Below are 15,507 nucleotides of genomic sequence, written 5' to 3' on the forward strand. Positions count from 1 at the left end.
GAACAGCGCCGATGTTCGAGGGGCGTACGGCCTTGCCGCTGCCCCGTACACGCATGATCCCGCCCGGTCACGGAGACCGGGCGGGCAGCGGGAGGTACGGGCTCAGGCCTCGACGAGCTCGACCTGCACCTCGATCTCCACCGGTGCGTCCAGCGGCAGTACGGCGACGCCCACGGCACTGCGGGCGTGCACACCCTTGTCGCCCAGGACGGCGCCCAGCAGCTCGCTCGCGCCGTTGACCACGCCCGGCTGCCCGGTGAAGTCGGAGGCCGAGGCGACGAAGCCCACGACCTTCACGACCCGGGCGATCCGGTCCAGGTCGCCGGCGACCGACTTCACGGCCGCCAGGGCGTTCAGCGCGCAGGTCTTCGCCAGCTCCTTGGCCTCGTCCGGCGTCACCTCGGCGCCGACCTTGCCCGTCACCGCGAGTTTGCCGTCCACCATCGGCAGCTGGCCGGAGGTGTACACGTACACCCCGGACCGCACGGCCGGCTGGTACGAGGCCAGCGGCGGGACGACGTCAGGGAGCGTCAGGCCGAGCTCGGCGAGCTTCGCCTCGACGGCGCCCGCCACTACGGCTTCTCCCGCTTCAGGTAGGCCACGAGCTGCTCGGGGTTGTTCGGGCCGGGAACGACCTGGACCAGCTCCCAGCCGTCCTCGCCCCAGGTGTCCAGAATCTGCTTGGTCGCGTGCACGAGAAGGGGCACGGTCGCGTATTCCCACTTGGTCATGAGCCGACTGTAATGCCTGGCACAGGCGGCCTCGTGCGTAGGCTGCCCGCCGACTGGTTAGGCTCGAAGACGTGAGCAGGTTCCAGGTCGTCAGCGGCAAGGGCGGTACCGGTAAGACCACGGTCGCCGCCGCACTCGCGCTCGCCCTCGCGGCCGGGGGCAGGCGCACGCTCCTCGTCGAGGTCGAGGGCAGACAGGGCATCGCCCAGCTCTTCGAGTCCGAAGCCCTTCCGTACGAGGAACGCAAGATCGCCGTGGCGCCGGGCGGCGGGGAGGTCCACGCCCTGGCGATCGACGCCGAGCGGGCGCTGATGGACTACCTCCAGATGTTCTACAAGCTGGGCGGTGCCGGCCGGGCGCTGAAGAAGCTCGGCGCGATCGACTTCGCCACCACCATCGCGCCCGGCGTCCGGGACGTCCTGCTGACCGGCAAGGCCTGCGAGGCCGTGCGGCGCAAGGACAAGCAGGGCAGGTTCGTCTACGACCACGTGATCATGGACGCTCCGCCCACGGGCCGCATCACCCGCTTCCTCAACGTGAACGACGAGGTGGCGGGGCTGGCCCGGATCGGCCCGATACACAATCAGGCGCAGGCCGTGATGCGGGTCCTGAAGTCCCCCGAGACGGCGGTCCACCTGGTGACACTCCTGGAGGAGATGCCGGTCCAGGAGACCGCGGACGGCATCGCGGAGCTGCGGGCCGCGGAACTGCCCGTGGGACGCGTCGTCGTGAACATGGTGCGGCCGCACCTGTTGGACGAGGACGCGCTGCGCACGGCGTCCGGGGGTCGTCGCAAGGAGATCGCGAAGGCGCTGACCAGGTCGGGCGTGACCGGCTCGGCAGGGCTCGTGCGGCCGCTGGTCGAGCAGGCCGCCGAGCATGCCCAGCGGGTGGGCCTGGAGCGCGAGCAGCGTGCGGTACTGGCCGGGCTCGGGCTGCCCACCGTCGAGCTGCCGCTGATGGGCGAGGGTGTGAGCCTGTCCGCGCTGTACGACCTGGCGGCGGAGTTCCGTAAACAGGGTGTGGGCGAGGAGACGGCGGACGAGGCGGGGCAGGGGCCCGCCGGGGGCGCGTCCCGCTCCGGACAAGGGGTGGGGTCATGACACTGGGCACGGACATCGCACCGGGGCTGGACACCGACGCGCTCCTCGACGACCGGGGGATCCGGATCGTCGTGTGCTGCGGTTCGGGTGGCGTCGGCAAGACCACGACCGCAGCGGCGCTCGGTGTACGGGCGGCCGAGCGCGGCCGCAAGGTGGTCGTCCTCACCATCGACCCGGCCCGCCGGCTCGCCCAGTCCATGGGCATCGACCAGCTCGACAACATCCCGCGCCGGGTCGAGGACATCGGCGGCGACGGCGAACTCCACGCCATGATGCTCGACATGAAGCGCACCTTCGACGAGACCGTCGAGGCGCACACGGACGCCGAGCGGGCCCGCGCGATCCTGGAGAACCCGTTCTACCAGTCCCTGTCGGCCGGTTTCGCTGGCACACAGGAGTACATGGCGATGGAGAAGCTCGGGCAGCTGAGGGCGCGCGACGAGTGGGACCTGATCATCGTCGACACCCCGCCGTCCCGCTCCGCACTGGACTTCCTGGACGCGCCGAAACGTCTCGGCTCGTTCCTCGACGGGAAATTCATCCGGCTGCTGATCGCCCCGGCGAAGATCGGCGGGCGGGCCGGGATGAAGTTCCTCAATGTCGGCATGTCAATGATGACGGGGACGCTCGGCAAGCTGCTCGGCGGGCAGTTCCTCCGCGACGTACAGACCTTCGTCACGGCGATGGACTCCATGTTCGGCGGATTCCGCACCCGGGCCGATGCCACGTACAAGCTGCTCCAGGCCCCTGGCACGGCGTTTCTGGTGGTCGCGACGCCGGAGCGGGACGCGCTGCGCGAGGCAGCGTACTTCGTGGAACGGCTGGCCGCGGAGGAGATGCCGCTGGCCGGTCTCGTTCTCAACCGGGTGCACGGCAGCCAGGCCGCACGGCTCTCCGCGGAGCGGGCGCTGGCCGCCGCAGAAAATCTTGAAGGCGTCGGCATTGTGGATCAGACGGCCGGGAAGGCTGGCCTGTGGGACCCGGCGGCCGTCACCTCTCCCGATGCCTCCGAGCCACCACTCCCCCCTGAGCACAGCGGCGAGACGACTGCGCACGATTCCCCTCCGGACGAGCCGCACGACCCGAAGTCGCCTGCCCCCGAACAGCACGGGAGAACGTCGCACGACCCCGATCCGCATGACCGAAAGTCGCCTGAGCCGTCCGGGCCGCTCACGCACGCCGCAGACGAAGACGCCACCGCCGTACCCGTCACCGTGCCCGACGTATCCGTCGAGCAACTGACCGCCAGTCTGCTGCGGCTGCACGCCGAGCGGATGCAGGTCGTGGCGCGCGAGCAGCACACACGTGACCGCTTCACCGCGATCCACCCCGAGGTCCCGGTGACCGAGGTGGCCGCGCTCCCCGGTGATGTGCACGACCTCGCAGGCCTACGGGCCATCGGGGAACGGCTCGCGACCGGTTCCGCTCCGGCCTGAGCTGCGTGGGACACGACGCCGGGATCCCGCAGGGGTCTACCCCACGGCGGCGTACGTCTCTTGCAGCTCGTCGTCGTCCAGGCCCACCGCTGCGGGCAACATGCCCGTGGACCGCTCGTACTCACTGCGCGCGGTCTCCAGCAGGCGACGCCAGGACGTGACGGTGGGCCGTCGGCGCAGCAGTGCGCGGCGCTCCCGCTCCGTCATTCCGCCCCACACGCCGAACTCGACGCGATTGTCCAGCGCATCGGCCAGGCACTCGGTCCGCACCGGGCAACCGGTGCACACCGCCTTGGCCCTGTTCTGCGCTGCCCCTTGTACGAACAATTCATCCGGATCGGTAGTGCGGCAGGCTGCCTGCGCACTCCAGTCGGTTACCCAGCCCATGCCGGCGCCGTCCTCTCCCGAATCGAGGCTCCCCCACGGCGACAACGGCATATTCACCGCTGCCAGTTGAGGACGTTACGGAAGGTGGCGACAGCGCAACACCCCCTTCGGGCCCAATCTTGAATGGTCCGAACGGACTATGCGTAGGCGGCAGATCACCCAGAGGAGTGAGGCGAGGACATACGTGAACATCCCGACTAAATCGGGACAGGGTGCCCATGAAGCAACGGACATTCAGTGACACGCGGGGCGAATTCGGGAGCGCCTCGGCGAGTGGCTGAATTTGTTCAGGGGCCGTGCACAGGGGTTGATACGAAATCGGTCAGCTGTGACAGTTGAGAGCAGCTTAGGCCAAGGCCTATACGTGTGTCCGGCGAATGAGAACGTAGGCTGCCCCTATGCCAAAGAAGCGCTCAGGCGGGGGTCTCACGACGACCCAGCAGGCCGCCAAGTTCCTCGGTGTCGCCGCACTCTCCGGAGTCGTGCTGGCGGGCATCGCGCTGCCGGCCGCCGGAGCACTGGGGCTCGCCGCGAAGGGGACGGTCGAGGGATTCGACGAGATCCCTTCCAACCTCAAGACTCCGCCGCTGAGCCAGCGGACCACGATCCTGGACAACGAGGGCGGCGCGATCGCCACGGTCTACTCACGCGACCGCACCGTCGTCCCGCTCAAGGACATCTCGCCGTACATGCAGGACGCGATCATCGCGATCGAGGACTCGCGCTTCTACGAGCACGGCGCGGTGGACCTCAAGGGCATCCTGCGCGCGATGAACCGCAACGTGCAGGCCGGCGGGGCCGCGCAGGGCGCGTCGACGCTCACCCAGCAGTACGTCAAGAACGTCTTCGTCGAGGAGGCGGGCGACGACCCGGACAAGGTCGCCGAGGCCACGCAGCAGACCCTGGGCCGCAAGGTCCGCGAGCTCAAGTACGCGATCCAGGTCGAGGAAGAGCTCGGCAAGAAGAAGATCCTGGAGAACTACCTCAACATCACGTTCTTCGGGCAGCAGGCCTACGGCATCGAGGCCGCGTCGCAGCGCTACTTCTCCAAGCACGCCAAGGACCTGAAGCTGGAGGAGGCCGCGCTGCTGGCCGGTCTCGTGCAGTCGCCGAGCCGCTACGACCCGGTCAACGACACGGAGGAGGCGACCAAGCGTCGCAACACCGTGCTGCAGCGCATGGCGGCCGTCGGCGACATCTCGCAGAGCGAGGCCGACAAGGCCATCGCCGCCCCGATCGACCTGAAGGTCAAGAAGCCGCAGAACGGCTGCATCACGGCCGTCAGCGGCTCCGGGTTCTTCTGTGACTACGTACGCAAGACCATCCTCACGGACCCGGCCTTCGGGAAGACCGAGGAAGAGCGCTCCAAGCTCTGGAACCTCGGTGGTCTGACCATCAAGACCACCCTCTCGCCGCGTGCGCAGGAGGCCGCGAACGAGGCGGCGACCTCGAAGGTCTACAAGGACGACAAGGTCGCGGCCTCGGTCGTCCAGGTCCAGCCCGGCACCGGCAAGATCCTCTCCATGGGCCAGTCCCGCCCGTACGGCCTGGACCAGAAGCAGCACGAGACGGTGCTGAACCTCGCCGTCAGCAACAAGATGGGCGGCAGCACCTACGGCTTCCAGGTCGGCTCGACCTTCAAGCCGATCACCGCCGCCGCGGCCCTGGAGAAGGGCATCACCCCGGCGACGAGCTTCTCCACCGGCTGGAAGCTCTCGGTGCCCAAGAGCTCCTACCGCGACTGCTCGGGTGCCCCCACCGGCAGCGACAACTGGGACCTGCAGAACGAGCTGGAGTCCGAGAAGGGCTCGTGGGACATGACGAGCGCGCTCGGCAAGTCCATCAACACCTACTTCGCCCTGCTGGAGCAGAAGACCGGGCTCTGCGAGACGGTCGAGATGGCGAAGAAGGTCGGCTACGAGCGGGGCGACGGCAAGGAGATCGAGGAGAACGCCTCGATCACCCTCGGCGGTGAGGTGAGCACCCCGCTGTCGATGGCCTCCGTGTACGCCACGTTCGCCAACCGGGGCACGTACTGCTCGCCGATCGCCATCGAGTCGATCACCGACGCCGACGACAAGGCGATCGAGGTGCCGAAGTCGACGTGCTCCCGCGCCATGAGCGAGCCGACGGCGGACTCGATCAGCCAGATGCTCAAGGGCGTGGTCGAGGACGGCACCGGCACGCTGGCCGGTCTCACCGACCGCGACAACGCGGGCAAGACCGGTACGACGAACGACCGTCTGGACGCCTGGTTCGTCGGCTACACCCCGAACCTCTCCACGGCGGTGTGGGTCGGGGACGACATCGGCGAGAAGACCACCAAGATGTACAACATCAACATCGGTGGTCAGTACTACGAGAAGGTCTGCGGTGGCTGTCTGCCCGGTCCCATCTGGAAGACCGCGATGACCGGCGCGCTGACCGCCTCGGAGACCCCGTCCTTCCATCCGATCGCGGTGCCTCGCGGCAAGGAGAAGGCGGACCCGGAGAAGGACGGGAGCCGCGACGAGGACAACGGCGGCGGCAACAACGACAAGCCCGGCAATGACACCACCGGCGGGATCACCCTCCCGCCCGGCATGATCGGCGGCAATGACGGCGGCCCGCGCGGCGGCGGCAACGGTCCCTGATCACCTGGTCCACGTATGAGAGGAGGGGCGCTCCCGGCTCGGGAGCGCCCCTCCTCTCGTACGTACGTCCCGCCGGGTCTCCCGGCCGGCGGATCGACCCCGCCGCGCCTCCCTCAGCCCGCGAGGAGCTTCTTCACGGTGGCGGCCACCCGGCCGCCCTCGGCGAGCCCCGTCACCTTCGGGCTGACGATCTTCATGACGGCGCCCATCGCCCGCGGCCCCTCGGCGCCGGCTGCCCGGGCCTCCTCGACGGCCTGCGTGACGATCGCGTTCAGCTCATCGTCGGAGAGCTGCTTGGGCAGGTACGCGTCGAGCAGCTCGCCCTCCGCCTTCTCCCGCTCCGCCTGCTCGGCCCGGCCGCCCTGCGCGAAGGCCTCGGCGGCCTCACGGCGCTTCTTCGCCTCCTTGGCGATCACCTTCTGCACCTCGTCGTCGGAGAGCTCGCGCGCGGACTTGCCGCTGACCTCTTCCTTGGTGATCGCGGTGAGGGTGAGCCGGAGGGTGGACGAGGTGAGCTCGTCACGCGCCTTCATGGCCGTGGTGAGGTCTTCCTTGAGCTTGGACTTGAGCGTGGTCATGCGGCGATTGTGACAGGTACGGGGCACCTGCCGCCCTCCTGTTTTCCTCCCGCCCCACCGTGTCTGCGACGATGGGCACATGCGCGCACGCTACGGAGTACCCCTGAAAGTCACGGCAGTCGGCGCTGCGGTCGGCGCCGCCGGCCTCGTATACGCCGCCGGATTCGAGGCGCGCTCGTTCCGCCTGCGACGGATCACGATTCCCGTACTCCCGGACGGGGCACGCCCGTTGCGCGTGCTCCAGGTATCCGACATCCACATGGTGAGCGGCCAGCGCAAGAAGCGCGCCTGGCTGCAGTCGCTGGCGGGCCTGCGCCCGGACTTCGTCGTGAACACCGGCGACAACCTCTCCGATACGGAGGGCGTGCCGGAGCTGCTCGACGCGCTCGGTCCGCTGATGGAGTTCCCCGGCGTGTACGTCTTCGGCTCCAACGACTACTACGGCCCCAAGCTCCGCAACCCTGCCCTATACCTCCTGGAGAAGATGCAGGGCAAGCACGGGCTCAACGGAAATGCTCCGGCGGCCGGCGTCGTCCACAACCCCTGGGAGCCGATGCGCGACGCGTTCGACGCGGCGGGCTGGCTGAACCTGACCAACACCCGGGGCCACCTCAAGCAGGACGGGCTGGAGATCGCGTTCACGGGTCTGGACGACCCGCACATCAAGCGGGACCGCTACGCCGAGGTGTCGGGCGGCCCCGAAGCGGGTGCCGACCTCTCGATCGGCGTGGTCCACGCCCCGTATCTGCGCTCCCTGGACGCCTTCACGGCGGACGGCTACCCGCTGATCCTGGCGGGCCACACCCACGGCGGCCAGCTTTGCATCCCCTTCTACGGGGCCCTCGTCACCAACTGCGACCTGGACACGGACCGGGTGAAGGGCCTCTCCCGCCACACGGTGGGCGACAAGCGCTCCTACCTCCACGTCTCGGCCGGCTGCGGCACGAACCGCTACACCCCGGTCCGCTTCGCCTGCCCGCCGGAGGCGACCCTCCTGACGCTGACGCCACGCGACTGACGGTCACGGGCGCTCACCTCCGTGCCCGCCGTCCGCGACAAAAACCGGATTTCGCCTCCGGGCGCCGGTGGGCTAAAGTAATCGATGTCGCCGAGACAATCGGTGGACATCGGGGTGTAGCGCAGCTTGGCAGCGCGCTTCGTTCGGGACGAAGAGGTCGTGGGTTCAAATCCCGCCACCCCGACAGCTGAAACACCAGGTCAGGGGCCTGATCCGCATCGCGGGTCGGGCCCCTGAGTGGTTTCTGGGGCTGTTCGGTGAGTCGGTTCCCAAGCTCCGTGGACTCCGCCACGGGTCACCTGATCACTGTGCAGACCGTCCGCGGCGAAATCCGCCACACCCAATGACTGTGCGGCTCGAAGTCTCCTGGCCGGAGGGCTGGAGAACGCGCACAGGCCGGCCGGGGCGTCCTCGGTGGACCGTCACCCGCCTGGTTCGTCCGGGGCGCGCGTTCCGCGCCCCACGGATCTACTCGTGGCCATGAGTCACAGCGGGGGTGCGGAGCGCTCGGCCGGAGAGTACGGCGAACTGGAAGAACTGCGGAACCGGTTGAGTGCCCTGGAGAGCGCCGGACCGCCACAGGCGGCGCGGCACCACCCCTTCCGATCCGCCGGCTCCGTACTGCTGATTCTCTTCGCCGCACTGCTGTCGCTGCTGTCCGTCGTCGCGGTGTGGACGAACAGCATCGTGCAGGACACCGGTCGCTACGTTGCCACTGTCGGACCGCTGGCCGGCGATCCCGAGGTGCAGAAGGCGGTCGCCAACCGGGTCACCGCCGCCGTGCTGGCGCAGGTGGACGTGCACGCGCTGGTCAAGGAACTGAGCGACGCGGCTTCACAGAAGGGCGTCCCGCCGCGTGTGGCCGAATTGCTGGGCACCCTGGACGAGCCGATCGAAAGCGGTTTGAAACAGCTGGTCAGCAGCACGGCGGAGCGGGTGGTCACCAGCAGTACCTTCGAGCGGGTCTGGGTGAACGGCAACCGCGCGGCGCACACCGCGCTCGACAAGGCCCTGACGGGTCAAGCCGATGGCACGGTCTCGCTGGAGAACGACCAGGTCGCCATCGACGTGGCTCCGATCGTCGCCCAGGTGAGGGAACAACTGGTCAGCGCCGGTTTCCCGCCCGCCGCGAAGATCCCGGACGTTCATACGGACTTCGTGGTCTTCGAGTCGAAGGACATCGGCGAGGTGAAGACCAATCTACGAGTGTTGGAGATCCTCGGCGGCTGGTTGCCCGTCATCGCCCTGCTGACCGCCGCCGCGGGGGTGCACGTGGCGTTCAACCGCCGGCACGCGCTGATCGGGGCCGCGGTGGCAGTGTTCGTCGCCATGCTGGTCCTGGGTGTCTCCCTGACCGTCGTGCGTGACATCTACCTCGACCGGCTGCCTTCCGGGACCTCCCAGCCGGCCGCCGGAGCCGTGTACGACGCACTGGTCAAGTTCCTGCGCGCCGGAGTGCGGGCGCTCGCTGCGGTTGCCCTCTTCACCGCCGTCGGCGCGTTCCTCGCCGGCCCGTCCCGTCTCGCCTTCCTCACCCGTACGGGCTGTCGCAGGAGCATTGCCGCGCTGCGCGACGTGGCGGTGTCGGCGGGGCTCCGCCTGGGTGCGGTCGGGCGGTTCGTGCACCGATCCAAGCGCTGGATCGGCGTCACCATCATCCTTGTCGCCGCGATCGTCCTGTTCACCTGGTCCTACCCGACCACCATGGTCGTGGTGTGGACGGCGGTCATCACGCTGGTCGGCTTCGCCGTCCTCGAGTTCCTGGACGTCGGCGCAACACCGCCCGCCGACTCCCGCGCCGACGGCGCCGCTCACTGAGGCACGCCCCGATGGCCCGAGCCCGCCCCGCGCAAGATGCTCGGCCGCAATCAGTGCGCCGCGGCCGAACCGGTCGGGGTGACCCGCATGGGGCGCGGCCCACAGAGATCCCCTGCCGTTCGCCGTGAACCCGGCAGTGAACACCGCCCGCCCGGCGGGATAACCCGGTCTGCGTCGACGGCCCGCACTGCCTGAGGCGTTCGGCGAAAGAGCCGGGTCGGCGACATACCGGAGCATCGGCCCGGCTACCGGCCGATCTCCATGGCGGGTCGTGAATCGGTTCTCCGCAATCATCGCCACAATACGGCCATGACCCCCAGAACGGACACACAGGACAGTTCGACCACATCGCGGGTCGTCCTGCTGACGCTCGCCTCCGGCCAGTTCCTGATGGCGCTCGACAGCTCTGTCATGAACGTGTCGATCGCCACAGTGGCCGAGGACGTGGACTCGACCGTGACCGGGATCCAGGGCGCGATCACGGCGTACACGCTCGTGATGGCCATGCTCATGATTCCCGGTGGCAAGGTCGGCGCGCTGATCGGCCGCAAGCGAGCGTTCATGATCGGCTGCGTCATCTACGGATGCGGGTCGCTGACCACGTCGCTCGCCCCGAACCTGCCGGTGCTCCTGGTCGGCTGGGCGCTGCTGGAGGGAATCGGCGCGGCATTGATCCTGCCGGCGATCGTCGCGCTCGTGGCCGGCAACTTCACCGTGGAGCGCCGCCCCGCCGCCTACGGGCTCGTCGCCGCCGCCGGGGCCGTAGCCATCGCCGTGGGGCCGCTCATCGGAGGTGTGGCCACGACGTACTTCTCCTGGCGCTGGGTGTTCGCCGGGGAGGTGGTCCTCGTCCTCGGCATCCTGATGCTCACGCGGCGGGTCGCCGACGCGGCGCCCGACAGGCGTCCGCGCATCGACCTCGTCGGGGCAGCACTCTCCTCCCTGGGACTCGGGATCTTCGTGTTCGGTGTCCTGCGCTCGGACCAGTGGGGCTGGTTCCGGCCGAAACCCGACGCGCCCTCATGGCTGGGCATCTCACCGGTCGTGTGGCTGATGCTCGCGGGCCTGTTCCTCATCTGGTTTTTCCTCCGCTGGGAGGACCGTCTCGTCCAACGGGGCAGGGAGCCGCTCGTGGAGCCGGCACTGCTGGGCAACAAGCAGCTCACCGGCGGCCTGACGATGTTCTTCTTCCAGTACCTCGTGCAGATGGGCGTGTTCTTCGTCGTTCCGCTCTATCTGTCGGTCGCACTCGGCCTGTCGGCGCTCCAGACCGGAGCGCGCATCCTGCCGCTCTCCCTGACGCTGTTGGCGGCCGCGGTCCTGATCCCGCGTCTCCTTCCCGACGTCTCACCCCGGCAGGTCGTGCGGCTCGGGATCCTGGCGATGCTCGCCGGGGCGGTGGTCCTGATGGCCGCGCTCGACGCGGACGCGGGCGCGGAAGTCGTCACGGTTCCACTGCTGCTGATCGGGCTGGGCATGGGCGCGCTCGCCTCCCAGCTCGGCTCGGTCACCGTGTCCGCGGTGCCGGATCAGCAGAGCGCGGAAGTCGGCGGCATCCAGAACTCCGTCACCAACCTCGGGGCCTCGATCGGTACGGCTCTCGCCGGGTCGATCCTGATCGCCACGCTGACCACCTCGTTCCTCACCAGCATCGAACAGAACCCGGCTGTCCCCGACCCGGTCAAGGAACAGGCGAGCGTCCAGCTCCAGAGCGGCGCCCCCTTCCTGTCGAACGCCCAGCTCAAGACTGTCCTCGACGACGCCGACGCCACCGCGGAGGTGACCGAGGCCGCGCTCGACGCGAACGCCGAGGCACGCGTCGAGAGCCTGCGCGCCGCACTCGCCGTCCTCGCGCTCTCCGCACTGGTCTCGCTGTTCTTCACCCATCGGATCCCGACGACCCAGCCCGGCTCGGCCAAGGCGTAGCCGCGGGCAACAGCTAGATCAGCCGCTGTGCGTGCGTGCGGTTGACGCGGACGGCTCAGGTCCCGGGCCTCCTGTAAGGACGGGTACGCGTCCCCGTGTCGCCCGGACCGCTACCACCTCCGGCGCTGCGCCACAGACGTGGAACCGGGCGTTTCGGGCCGCGGCATGGACCGCCCCGGTATCGGGGGAACCACACTTCGACCCCCGTGGTTTCCGGATCGAGGTCGCCGAGGGGCTCGCGGCCCCGGACGGCGAGGGGCGCTCGGTCCGGACACGTGTCTGTCGGGGCCTGATCGTCCTGGAGCCGAGTGGCCGGCACGGGCCCGCGCCGTCGCGACCGCCCCCCGGCGACGGCGCATCATCCTCGGCGCGCCCCGCCGGGGGCGAAAAGCGTCAGGCAGCCGCGACGGGCCGCTCGGCGACCTGGCGGATGACCTCGGTGAGCGAGGCGACCACCTCGGTGTCATCGGCCGGGTGGGTCTCGGCGAAGCGGGTCACGGAGCCGGGGATGGAGAGCTTGGCGTCCTCCAGAACCACTCCTCCCGCGATGCCGACCGACTTGCGGGCGTCGTCCTGGGCCCACACACCACCGAACTGGCCGAAGGCGGTGCCGACGACGGCGACCTGCTTGCCGGTGAGGGCTCCGGCACCGTGGGGGCGCGACAGCCAGTCGATCGCGTTCTTCAGAACGGCCGGCATGGTGCCGTTGTACTCGGGCGAGAAGAGCAGGAAGGCGTCGGCCTTGCCGGCCGCCTCACGCAGGTGGGCGGCGGCAACCGGGACGCTGCCCTCGACGTCGATGTCCTCGTTGTAGAAGGGCACGTCGGCCAGGCCCTCGAACAGCTCGACAGCGGCGCCCTCGGGGGCGTGCTTCACCGCGGCCTCGGCGAGCTGGCGGTTGTGGGAACCGGAGCGGAGGCTGCCGACGAGGGCGAGGATGCGTACGGACATGGGGAACTCCTGGGAGACGGAGACAGCGAAGTAAGCGGACCGTGGTCCGTTTAAAGTTGTAGCACTTAAGCGGACCACGGTCCACTTACCTTCTCCCGGGGCTACCCTGAAGCCATGACCGGTTCCGTTCCCCCGCTGCCCTGGCTGCCCGACCCGGGCGAGGCGCGGCCGCCTCTCACGCTCTCCACCGTCGGCGAACCCGAGCAGCTGCGATCGGACGCGGCACGCAACCGCACCCGCCTGCTGGACGCCGCCTCACGCCTCATGGCCGACCGCGGAGCCGCCAACCTGACCATGGAATCGGTGGCCGCGGCCGCCGGGGTGGGCAAAGGCACCGTCTTCCGGCGCTTCGGCGACCGCACCGGCCTGCTCATCGCACTGCTCGACCACCGCGAGGGGCTGCTCCAGGCCACCTTCCTGTCAGGGCCACCGCCCATGGGTCCGGACGCCCCCGCCGCTGACCGGCTGCACGCCTTCGGGCCCGCCGTCATGCGCCACGAACGTGATCACCACGACCTGATACTGGCCTCCCGGACCGACCCGCTGCGCGCCTACGCCGTTCCGGCGCACCGCCTGCGTCTCAGTCATGTCGCCATGCTGCTGCGCGGCGCCCGCGTGGAAGGCAATACGGAGCTGCTCGCGCACACCCTGCTGGGATCGATAGACGCTGCCCTGGTCCACCACCTGACCAGGCAACGGGGGATACCGATCGAGGAGTTGGACCAGGGTTGGCACGACCTGGTCACCCGGCTCGGGGCAGCACGCGAGCCGACTCCTGGGACCCCGCGGTCCGACCGCGAACACCCGCCCTCGCAGGGCGACTTCACAGGGCTCCCGAACCGGTCCTGGGATTGACGCGGGCTGGCTACGATTGTCCCGGCCCAGACGACTCACCCCCAGAAAGGGAACCCGCACCCATGCCGGCCGAGACATTCGAGTTCCAGGTAGAAGCGCGCCAGCTCCTGCAGATGATGATCCATTCGATTTACTCGAACAAGGATGTATTTCTGCGCGAGCTCATCTCCAATTCTTCGGACGCGCTGGACAAGCTGCGACTGGAAACTCTCCGCGACGACACGCTCCAGGCGGATACGTCCGACCTCCATATCGCCGTCGAGGCCGATACCGAGACGCGCACGCTGACCGTTCGCGACAACGGGATCGGGATGTCGCACGACGAGGTCGTGCAGCTGATCGGGACGATCGCGAACTCCGGTACGGCCAAGTTCCTGAAGGAATTGAAGGAGGCCCAGGACTCCGCGACCTCCGAAGAGCTCATCGGGCAGTTCGGTGTCGGCTTCTACGCCAGCTTCATGGTGGCCGACGAGGTCACGCTGCTGACCCGTCGCGCGGGCGAGAGCCACGGAACGCGCTGGAATTCCAGCGGCGAGGGAACGTACACCGTCGAGTCCGTCGACGACGCCCCGCAGGGCACCACGGTCACCCTGCGACTCAAGCCGGAGGACGCCGAGGACCAGCTCTTCGACTACACGTCGCCCTGGAAGCTCAGGGAGATCGTCAAGCGGTACTCGGACTTCATCACCTGGCCCATCCGCATGGCCACCACAACGGCGGGCGAGGACGGAGCCGAGCCCGGCACCGAGACGGTCAACTCGATGAAGGCGCTGTGGGCCCGGTCCAGGAGCTCCGTGACCGACGAAGAGTACAGCGAGCTCTACAAGCACATCAGCCACGACTGGACCGACCCGCTCGAAACGATCCGCATGCAGGCGGAGGGCACTTTCGAATACCAGGCGCTGCTCTTCCTGCCGTCCCACGCACCGCAGGACCTGTTCATGCAGGGGCACAAGCGCGGGGTCCAGCTCTACGTCAAGCGCGTGTTCATCATGGACGACTGCGAAGCGCTCATGCCGACGTACCTCCGCTTCGTGAAGGGTGTGGTCGACGCCCAGGACCTTTCGCTCAACGTGTCGCGCGAGATCCTGCAGCAGGACCGCCAGATCGAGTTGATGCGGCGGCGCCTGGTCAAGAAGGTGCTGTCGACGGTGAAGGACATGATGTCCGCCGCCCCGGAGAAGTACGGGACGCTGTGGAAGGAATTCGGCCGGGTCCTCAAGGAGGGCCTCCTCGACGACTTCGAGAACCGCGACACACTTCTCGAGATCTCCTCGTTCGCCTCGACCCAGGACGAGGAGGGGCTGACCACTCTGCGCTCGTACGTGGAGCGGATGAAGGAGGGGCAGGAGCAGATCTACTTCATGACGGGCGAGTCGCGCGCCGCCATGGAGAGCTCTCCCCACATGGAGGCCTTCCGCGCCAAGGGCTTCGAGGTCCTTCTCCTGACCGACCCGGTCGATGAGGTCTGGGTGCAGTCCGTGCCGCAGTTCGACGGCAAGCAGCTGCAGTCCATCGCCAAGGGCGAAGTCGACCTGGACACCGACGAGGAGAAGAAGGAGGTCGAGGCCGAGCGCGAGAAGCAGCAGCAGGACTACGCCGGCCTGCTGGCCTGGATGACCGAGCAGCTGGGCGGGAGCGTGAAGGAGGTGCGGCTGTCCTCACGGCTCACCGTCTCGCCGGCCTGCATCGTCTCGGACACGCACGACGTCACCCCGGCGCTGGAGAACATGTACCGCGCCATGGGCCAGGAAGTGCCGCAGATCAAGCGCATCCTCGAACTCAACCCCTCGCACGCCCTGATCGGCGGCCTGAAGAAGGCCTACGCCGAACGGGGCACCGAGCAGGGCGCCGACGACCAGCTGGCCGAGGCGGCCGAGCTCGTCCACGGGCTGGCCATCCTCTCGGACGGCGGCGAGCTGACCGATCCGGCCCGCTTCAGCAGGCTGATGGCGGACCGGCTGGAGCGCACGCTGTAACCGCCCCGTGTCCCGGCGGCGGGGCGGCCCCGACGTCCGGGTCCCCTTCGTCCGACCCGGCCGTGTCCGAGTCGCCGTCGTCGCCCTCGAAG

The 15,507-nt window shown here is 68.8% G+C and carries 13 protein-coding genes and 1 tRNA gene; 9 read left to right on the forward strand and 5 right to left on the reverse strand.

Annotated features, from left to right (window positions below):
• Positions 1-102: 102 nt before the first annotated feature.
• Both AB0F38_RS25240 and AB0F38_RS25245 read right to left on the reverse strand, forming a co-directional pair.
• Complete coding sequence (locus AB0F38_RS25240) at positions 103-573, reverse strand: RidA family protein (RefSeq protein ID WP_361897597.1); 471 nt, start codon at positions 571-573, stop codon at positions 103-105.
• Positions 573-731, reverse strand: a complete 159-nt coding sequence (locus tag AB0F38_RS25245; protein ID WP_019992579.1) for a DUF4177 domain-containing protein — start codon at positions 729-731, stop codon at positions 573-575. Before AB0F38_RS25245 ends, AB0F38_RS25240 begins: the two co-directional genes overlap by 1 nt.
• Positions 732-802: 71 nt before the next feature.
• Here AB0F38_RS25245 and AB0F38_RS25250 point away from each other — a divergent pair, with 71 nt between their 5' ends.
• Positions 803-1,834 carry an ArsA-related P-loop ATPase gene (locus AB0F38_RS25250; RefSeq protein WP_361897600.1) on the forward strand — a complete coding sequence of 344 codons (1,032 nt, stop codon included), beginning with the start codon at positions 803-805 and terminating at the stop codon, positions 1,832-1,834.
• Entirely contained in the window at positions 1,831-3,270 is a 1,440-nt protein-coding gene (locus tag AB0F38_RS25255; RefSeq protein ID WP_361897603.1) for an ArsA family ATPase, read from the forward strand. The genes AB0F38_RS25250 and AB0F38_RS25255 overlap by 4 nt, the downstream gene beginning before the upstream one ends.
• Before the next feature lie 36 nt (positions 3,271-3,306).
• On the opposite strand, the gene AB0F38_RS25260 is transcribed toward AB0F38_RS25255, so the two are convergent.
• Positions 3,307-3,657 carry a WhiB family transcriptional regulator gene (locus tag AB0F38_RS25260; protein WP_361897606.1) on the reverse strand — a complete coding sequence of 117 codons (351 nt, stop codon included), beginning with the start codon at positions 3,655-3,657 and terminating at the stop codon, positions 3,307-3,309.
• Positions 3,658-4,055: 398 nt separating this feature from the next.
• Between AB0F38_RS25260 and AB0F38_RS25265 the strand changes: the two genes are divergently transcribed.
• Positions 4,056-6,290 (forward strand): transglycosylase domain-containing protein, encoded by a 2,235-nt coding sequence (locus AB0F38_RS25265; RefSeq protein WP_361897609.1) that lies wholly within the window; start codon positions 4,056-4,058, stop codon positions 6,288-6,290.
• A gap of 113 nt (positions 6,291-6,403) precedes the next feature.
• Here AB0F38_RS25265 and AB0F38_RS25270 read toward each other — a convergent pair whose 3' ends face one another.
• On the reverse strand, positions 6,404-6,868 hold the full coding sequence (locus AB0F38_RS25270; RefSeq protein WP_361897611.1) for a GatB/YqeY domain-containing protein: 465 nt from the start codon (positions 6,866-6,868) through the stop codon (positions 6,404-6,406).
• Positions 6,869-6,947: 79 nt separating this feature from the next.
• Here AB0F38_RS25270 and AB0F38_RS25275 point away from each other — a divergent pair, with 79 nt between their 5' ends.
• From AB0F38_RS25275 to AB0F38_RS25290, 4 genes are all read left to right on the forward strand, one after another.
• Positions 6,948-7,886 carry a metallophosphoesterase gene (locus AB0F38_RS25275; RefSeq protein ID WP_361897614.1) on the forward strand — a complete coding sequence of 313 codons (939 nt, stop codon included), beginning with the start codon at positions 6,948-6,950 and terminating at the stop codon, positions 7,884-7,886.
• Between the two features lie 110 nt (positions 7,887-7,996).
• Positions 7,997-8,070 (forward strand) — tRNA-Pro (locus tag AB0F38_RS25280).
• Positions 8,071-8,366: 296 nt separating this feature from the next.
• A complete protein-coding gene (locus AB0F38_RS25285) occupies positions 8,367-9,704 on the forward strand; it encodes a hypothetical protein (RefSeq protein ID WP_361897617.1) in 1,338 nt (445 codons plus the stop codon).
• Positions 9,705-10,013: 309 nt separating this feature from the next.
• The gene (locus tag AB0F38_RS25290; RefSeq protein ID WP_361897620.1) at positions 10,014-11,630 is read left to right on the forward strand and encodes an MFS transporter; all 1,617 of its coding nucleotides are present in this window, start codon (positions 10,014-10,016) and stop codon (positions 11,628-11,630) included.
• A 393-nt stretch (positions 11,631-12,023) separates the two neighbouring features.
• Here AB0F38_RS25290 and AB0F38_RS25295 read toward each other — a convergent pair whose 3' ends face one another.
• Positions 12,024-12,581 carry an NAD(P)H-dependent oxidoreductase gene (locus AB0F38_RS25295; protein WP_361897623.1) on the reverse strand — a complete coding sequence of 186 codons (558 nt, stop codon included), beginning with the start codon at positions 12,579-12,581 and terminating at the stop codon, positions 12,024-12,026.
• A gap of 114 nt (positions 12,582-12,695) precedes the next feature.
• Here AB0F38_RS25295 and AB0F38_RS25300 point away from each other — a divergent pair, with 114 nt between their 5' ends.
• Both AB0F38_RS25300 and htpG read left to right on the forward strand, forming a co-directional pair.
• The gene (locus AB0F38_RS25300; protein WP_361897625.1) at positions 12,696-13,436 is read left to right on the forward strand and encodes a TetR/AcrR family transcriptional regulator; all 741 of its coding nucleotides are present in this window, start codon (positions 12,696-12,698) and stop codon (positions 13,434-13,436) included.
• 62 nt (positions 13,437-13,498) lie between these two features.
• Positions 13,499-15,415, forward strand: coding sequence for a molecular chaperone HtpG (gene htpG / locus AB0F38_RS25305; RefSeq protein WP_361897628.1), 1,917 nt, complete (start codon positions 13,499-13,501; stop codon positions 15,413-15,415).
• The last annotated feature ends 92 nt before the right edge of the window (positions 15,416-15,507 follow it).

Origin of the sequence: Streptomyces sp. NPDC025273 (assembly GCF_040638585.1) — a bacterium.
Taxonomy (GTDB): Bacteria; Actinomycetota; Actinomycetes; order Streptomycetales; family Streptomycetaceae; genus Streptomyces; species Streptomyces cinereorectus.

Bases quoted from the DNA above. Each gene is read 5' to 3' on its own strand.
- AB0F38_RS25245 (WP_019992579.1), bottom strand. From the start codon at position 731: ATGACCAAGTGGGAATACGCGACCGTGCCCCTTCTCGTGCACGCGACC.
- AB0F38_RS25255 (WP_361897603.1), top strand. From the start codon at position 1,831: ATGACACTGGGCACGGACATCGCACCGGGGCTGGACACCGACGCGCTC.
- AB0F38_RS25260 (WP_361897606.1), bottom strand. From the start codon at position 3,657: ATGGGCTGGGTAACCGACTGGAGTGCGCAGGCAGCCTGCCGCACTACC.
- AB0F38_RS25265 (WP_361897609.1), top strand. From the start codon at position 4,056: ATGCCAAAGAAGCGCTCAGGCGGGGGTCTCACGACGACCCAGCAGGCC.
- AB0F38_RS25270 (WP_361897611.1), bottom strand. From the start codon at position 6,868: ATGACCACGCTCAAGTCCAAGCTCAAGGAAGACCTCACCACGGCCATG.
- AB0F38_RS25275 (WP_361897614.1), top strand. From the start codon at position 6,948: ATGCGCGCACGCTACGGAGTACCCCTGAAAGTCACGGCAGTCGGCGCT.
- AB0F38_RS25285 (WP_361897617.1), top strand. From the start codon at position 8,367: ATGAGTCACAGCGGGGGTGCGGAGCGCTCGGCCGGAGAGTACGGCGAA.
- AB0F38_RS25290 (WP_361897620.1), top strand. From the start codon at position 10,014: ATGACCCCCAGAACGGACACACAGGACAGTTCGACCACATCGCGGGTC.
- AB0F38_RS25295 (WP_361897623.1), bottom strand. From the start codon at position 12,581: ATGTCCGTACGCATCCTCGCCCTCGTCGGCAGCCTCCGCTCCGGTTCC.
- AB0F38_RS25300 (WP_361897625.1), top strand. From the start codon at position 12,696: ATGACCGGTTCCGTTCCCCCGCTGCCCTGGCTGCCCGACCCGGGCGAG.
- htpG (WP_361897628.1), top strand. From the start codon at position 13,499: ATGCCGGCCGAGACATTCGAGTTCCAGGTAGAAGCGCGCCAGCTCCTG.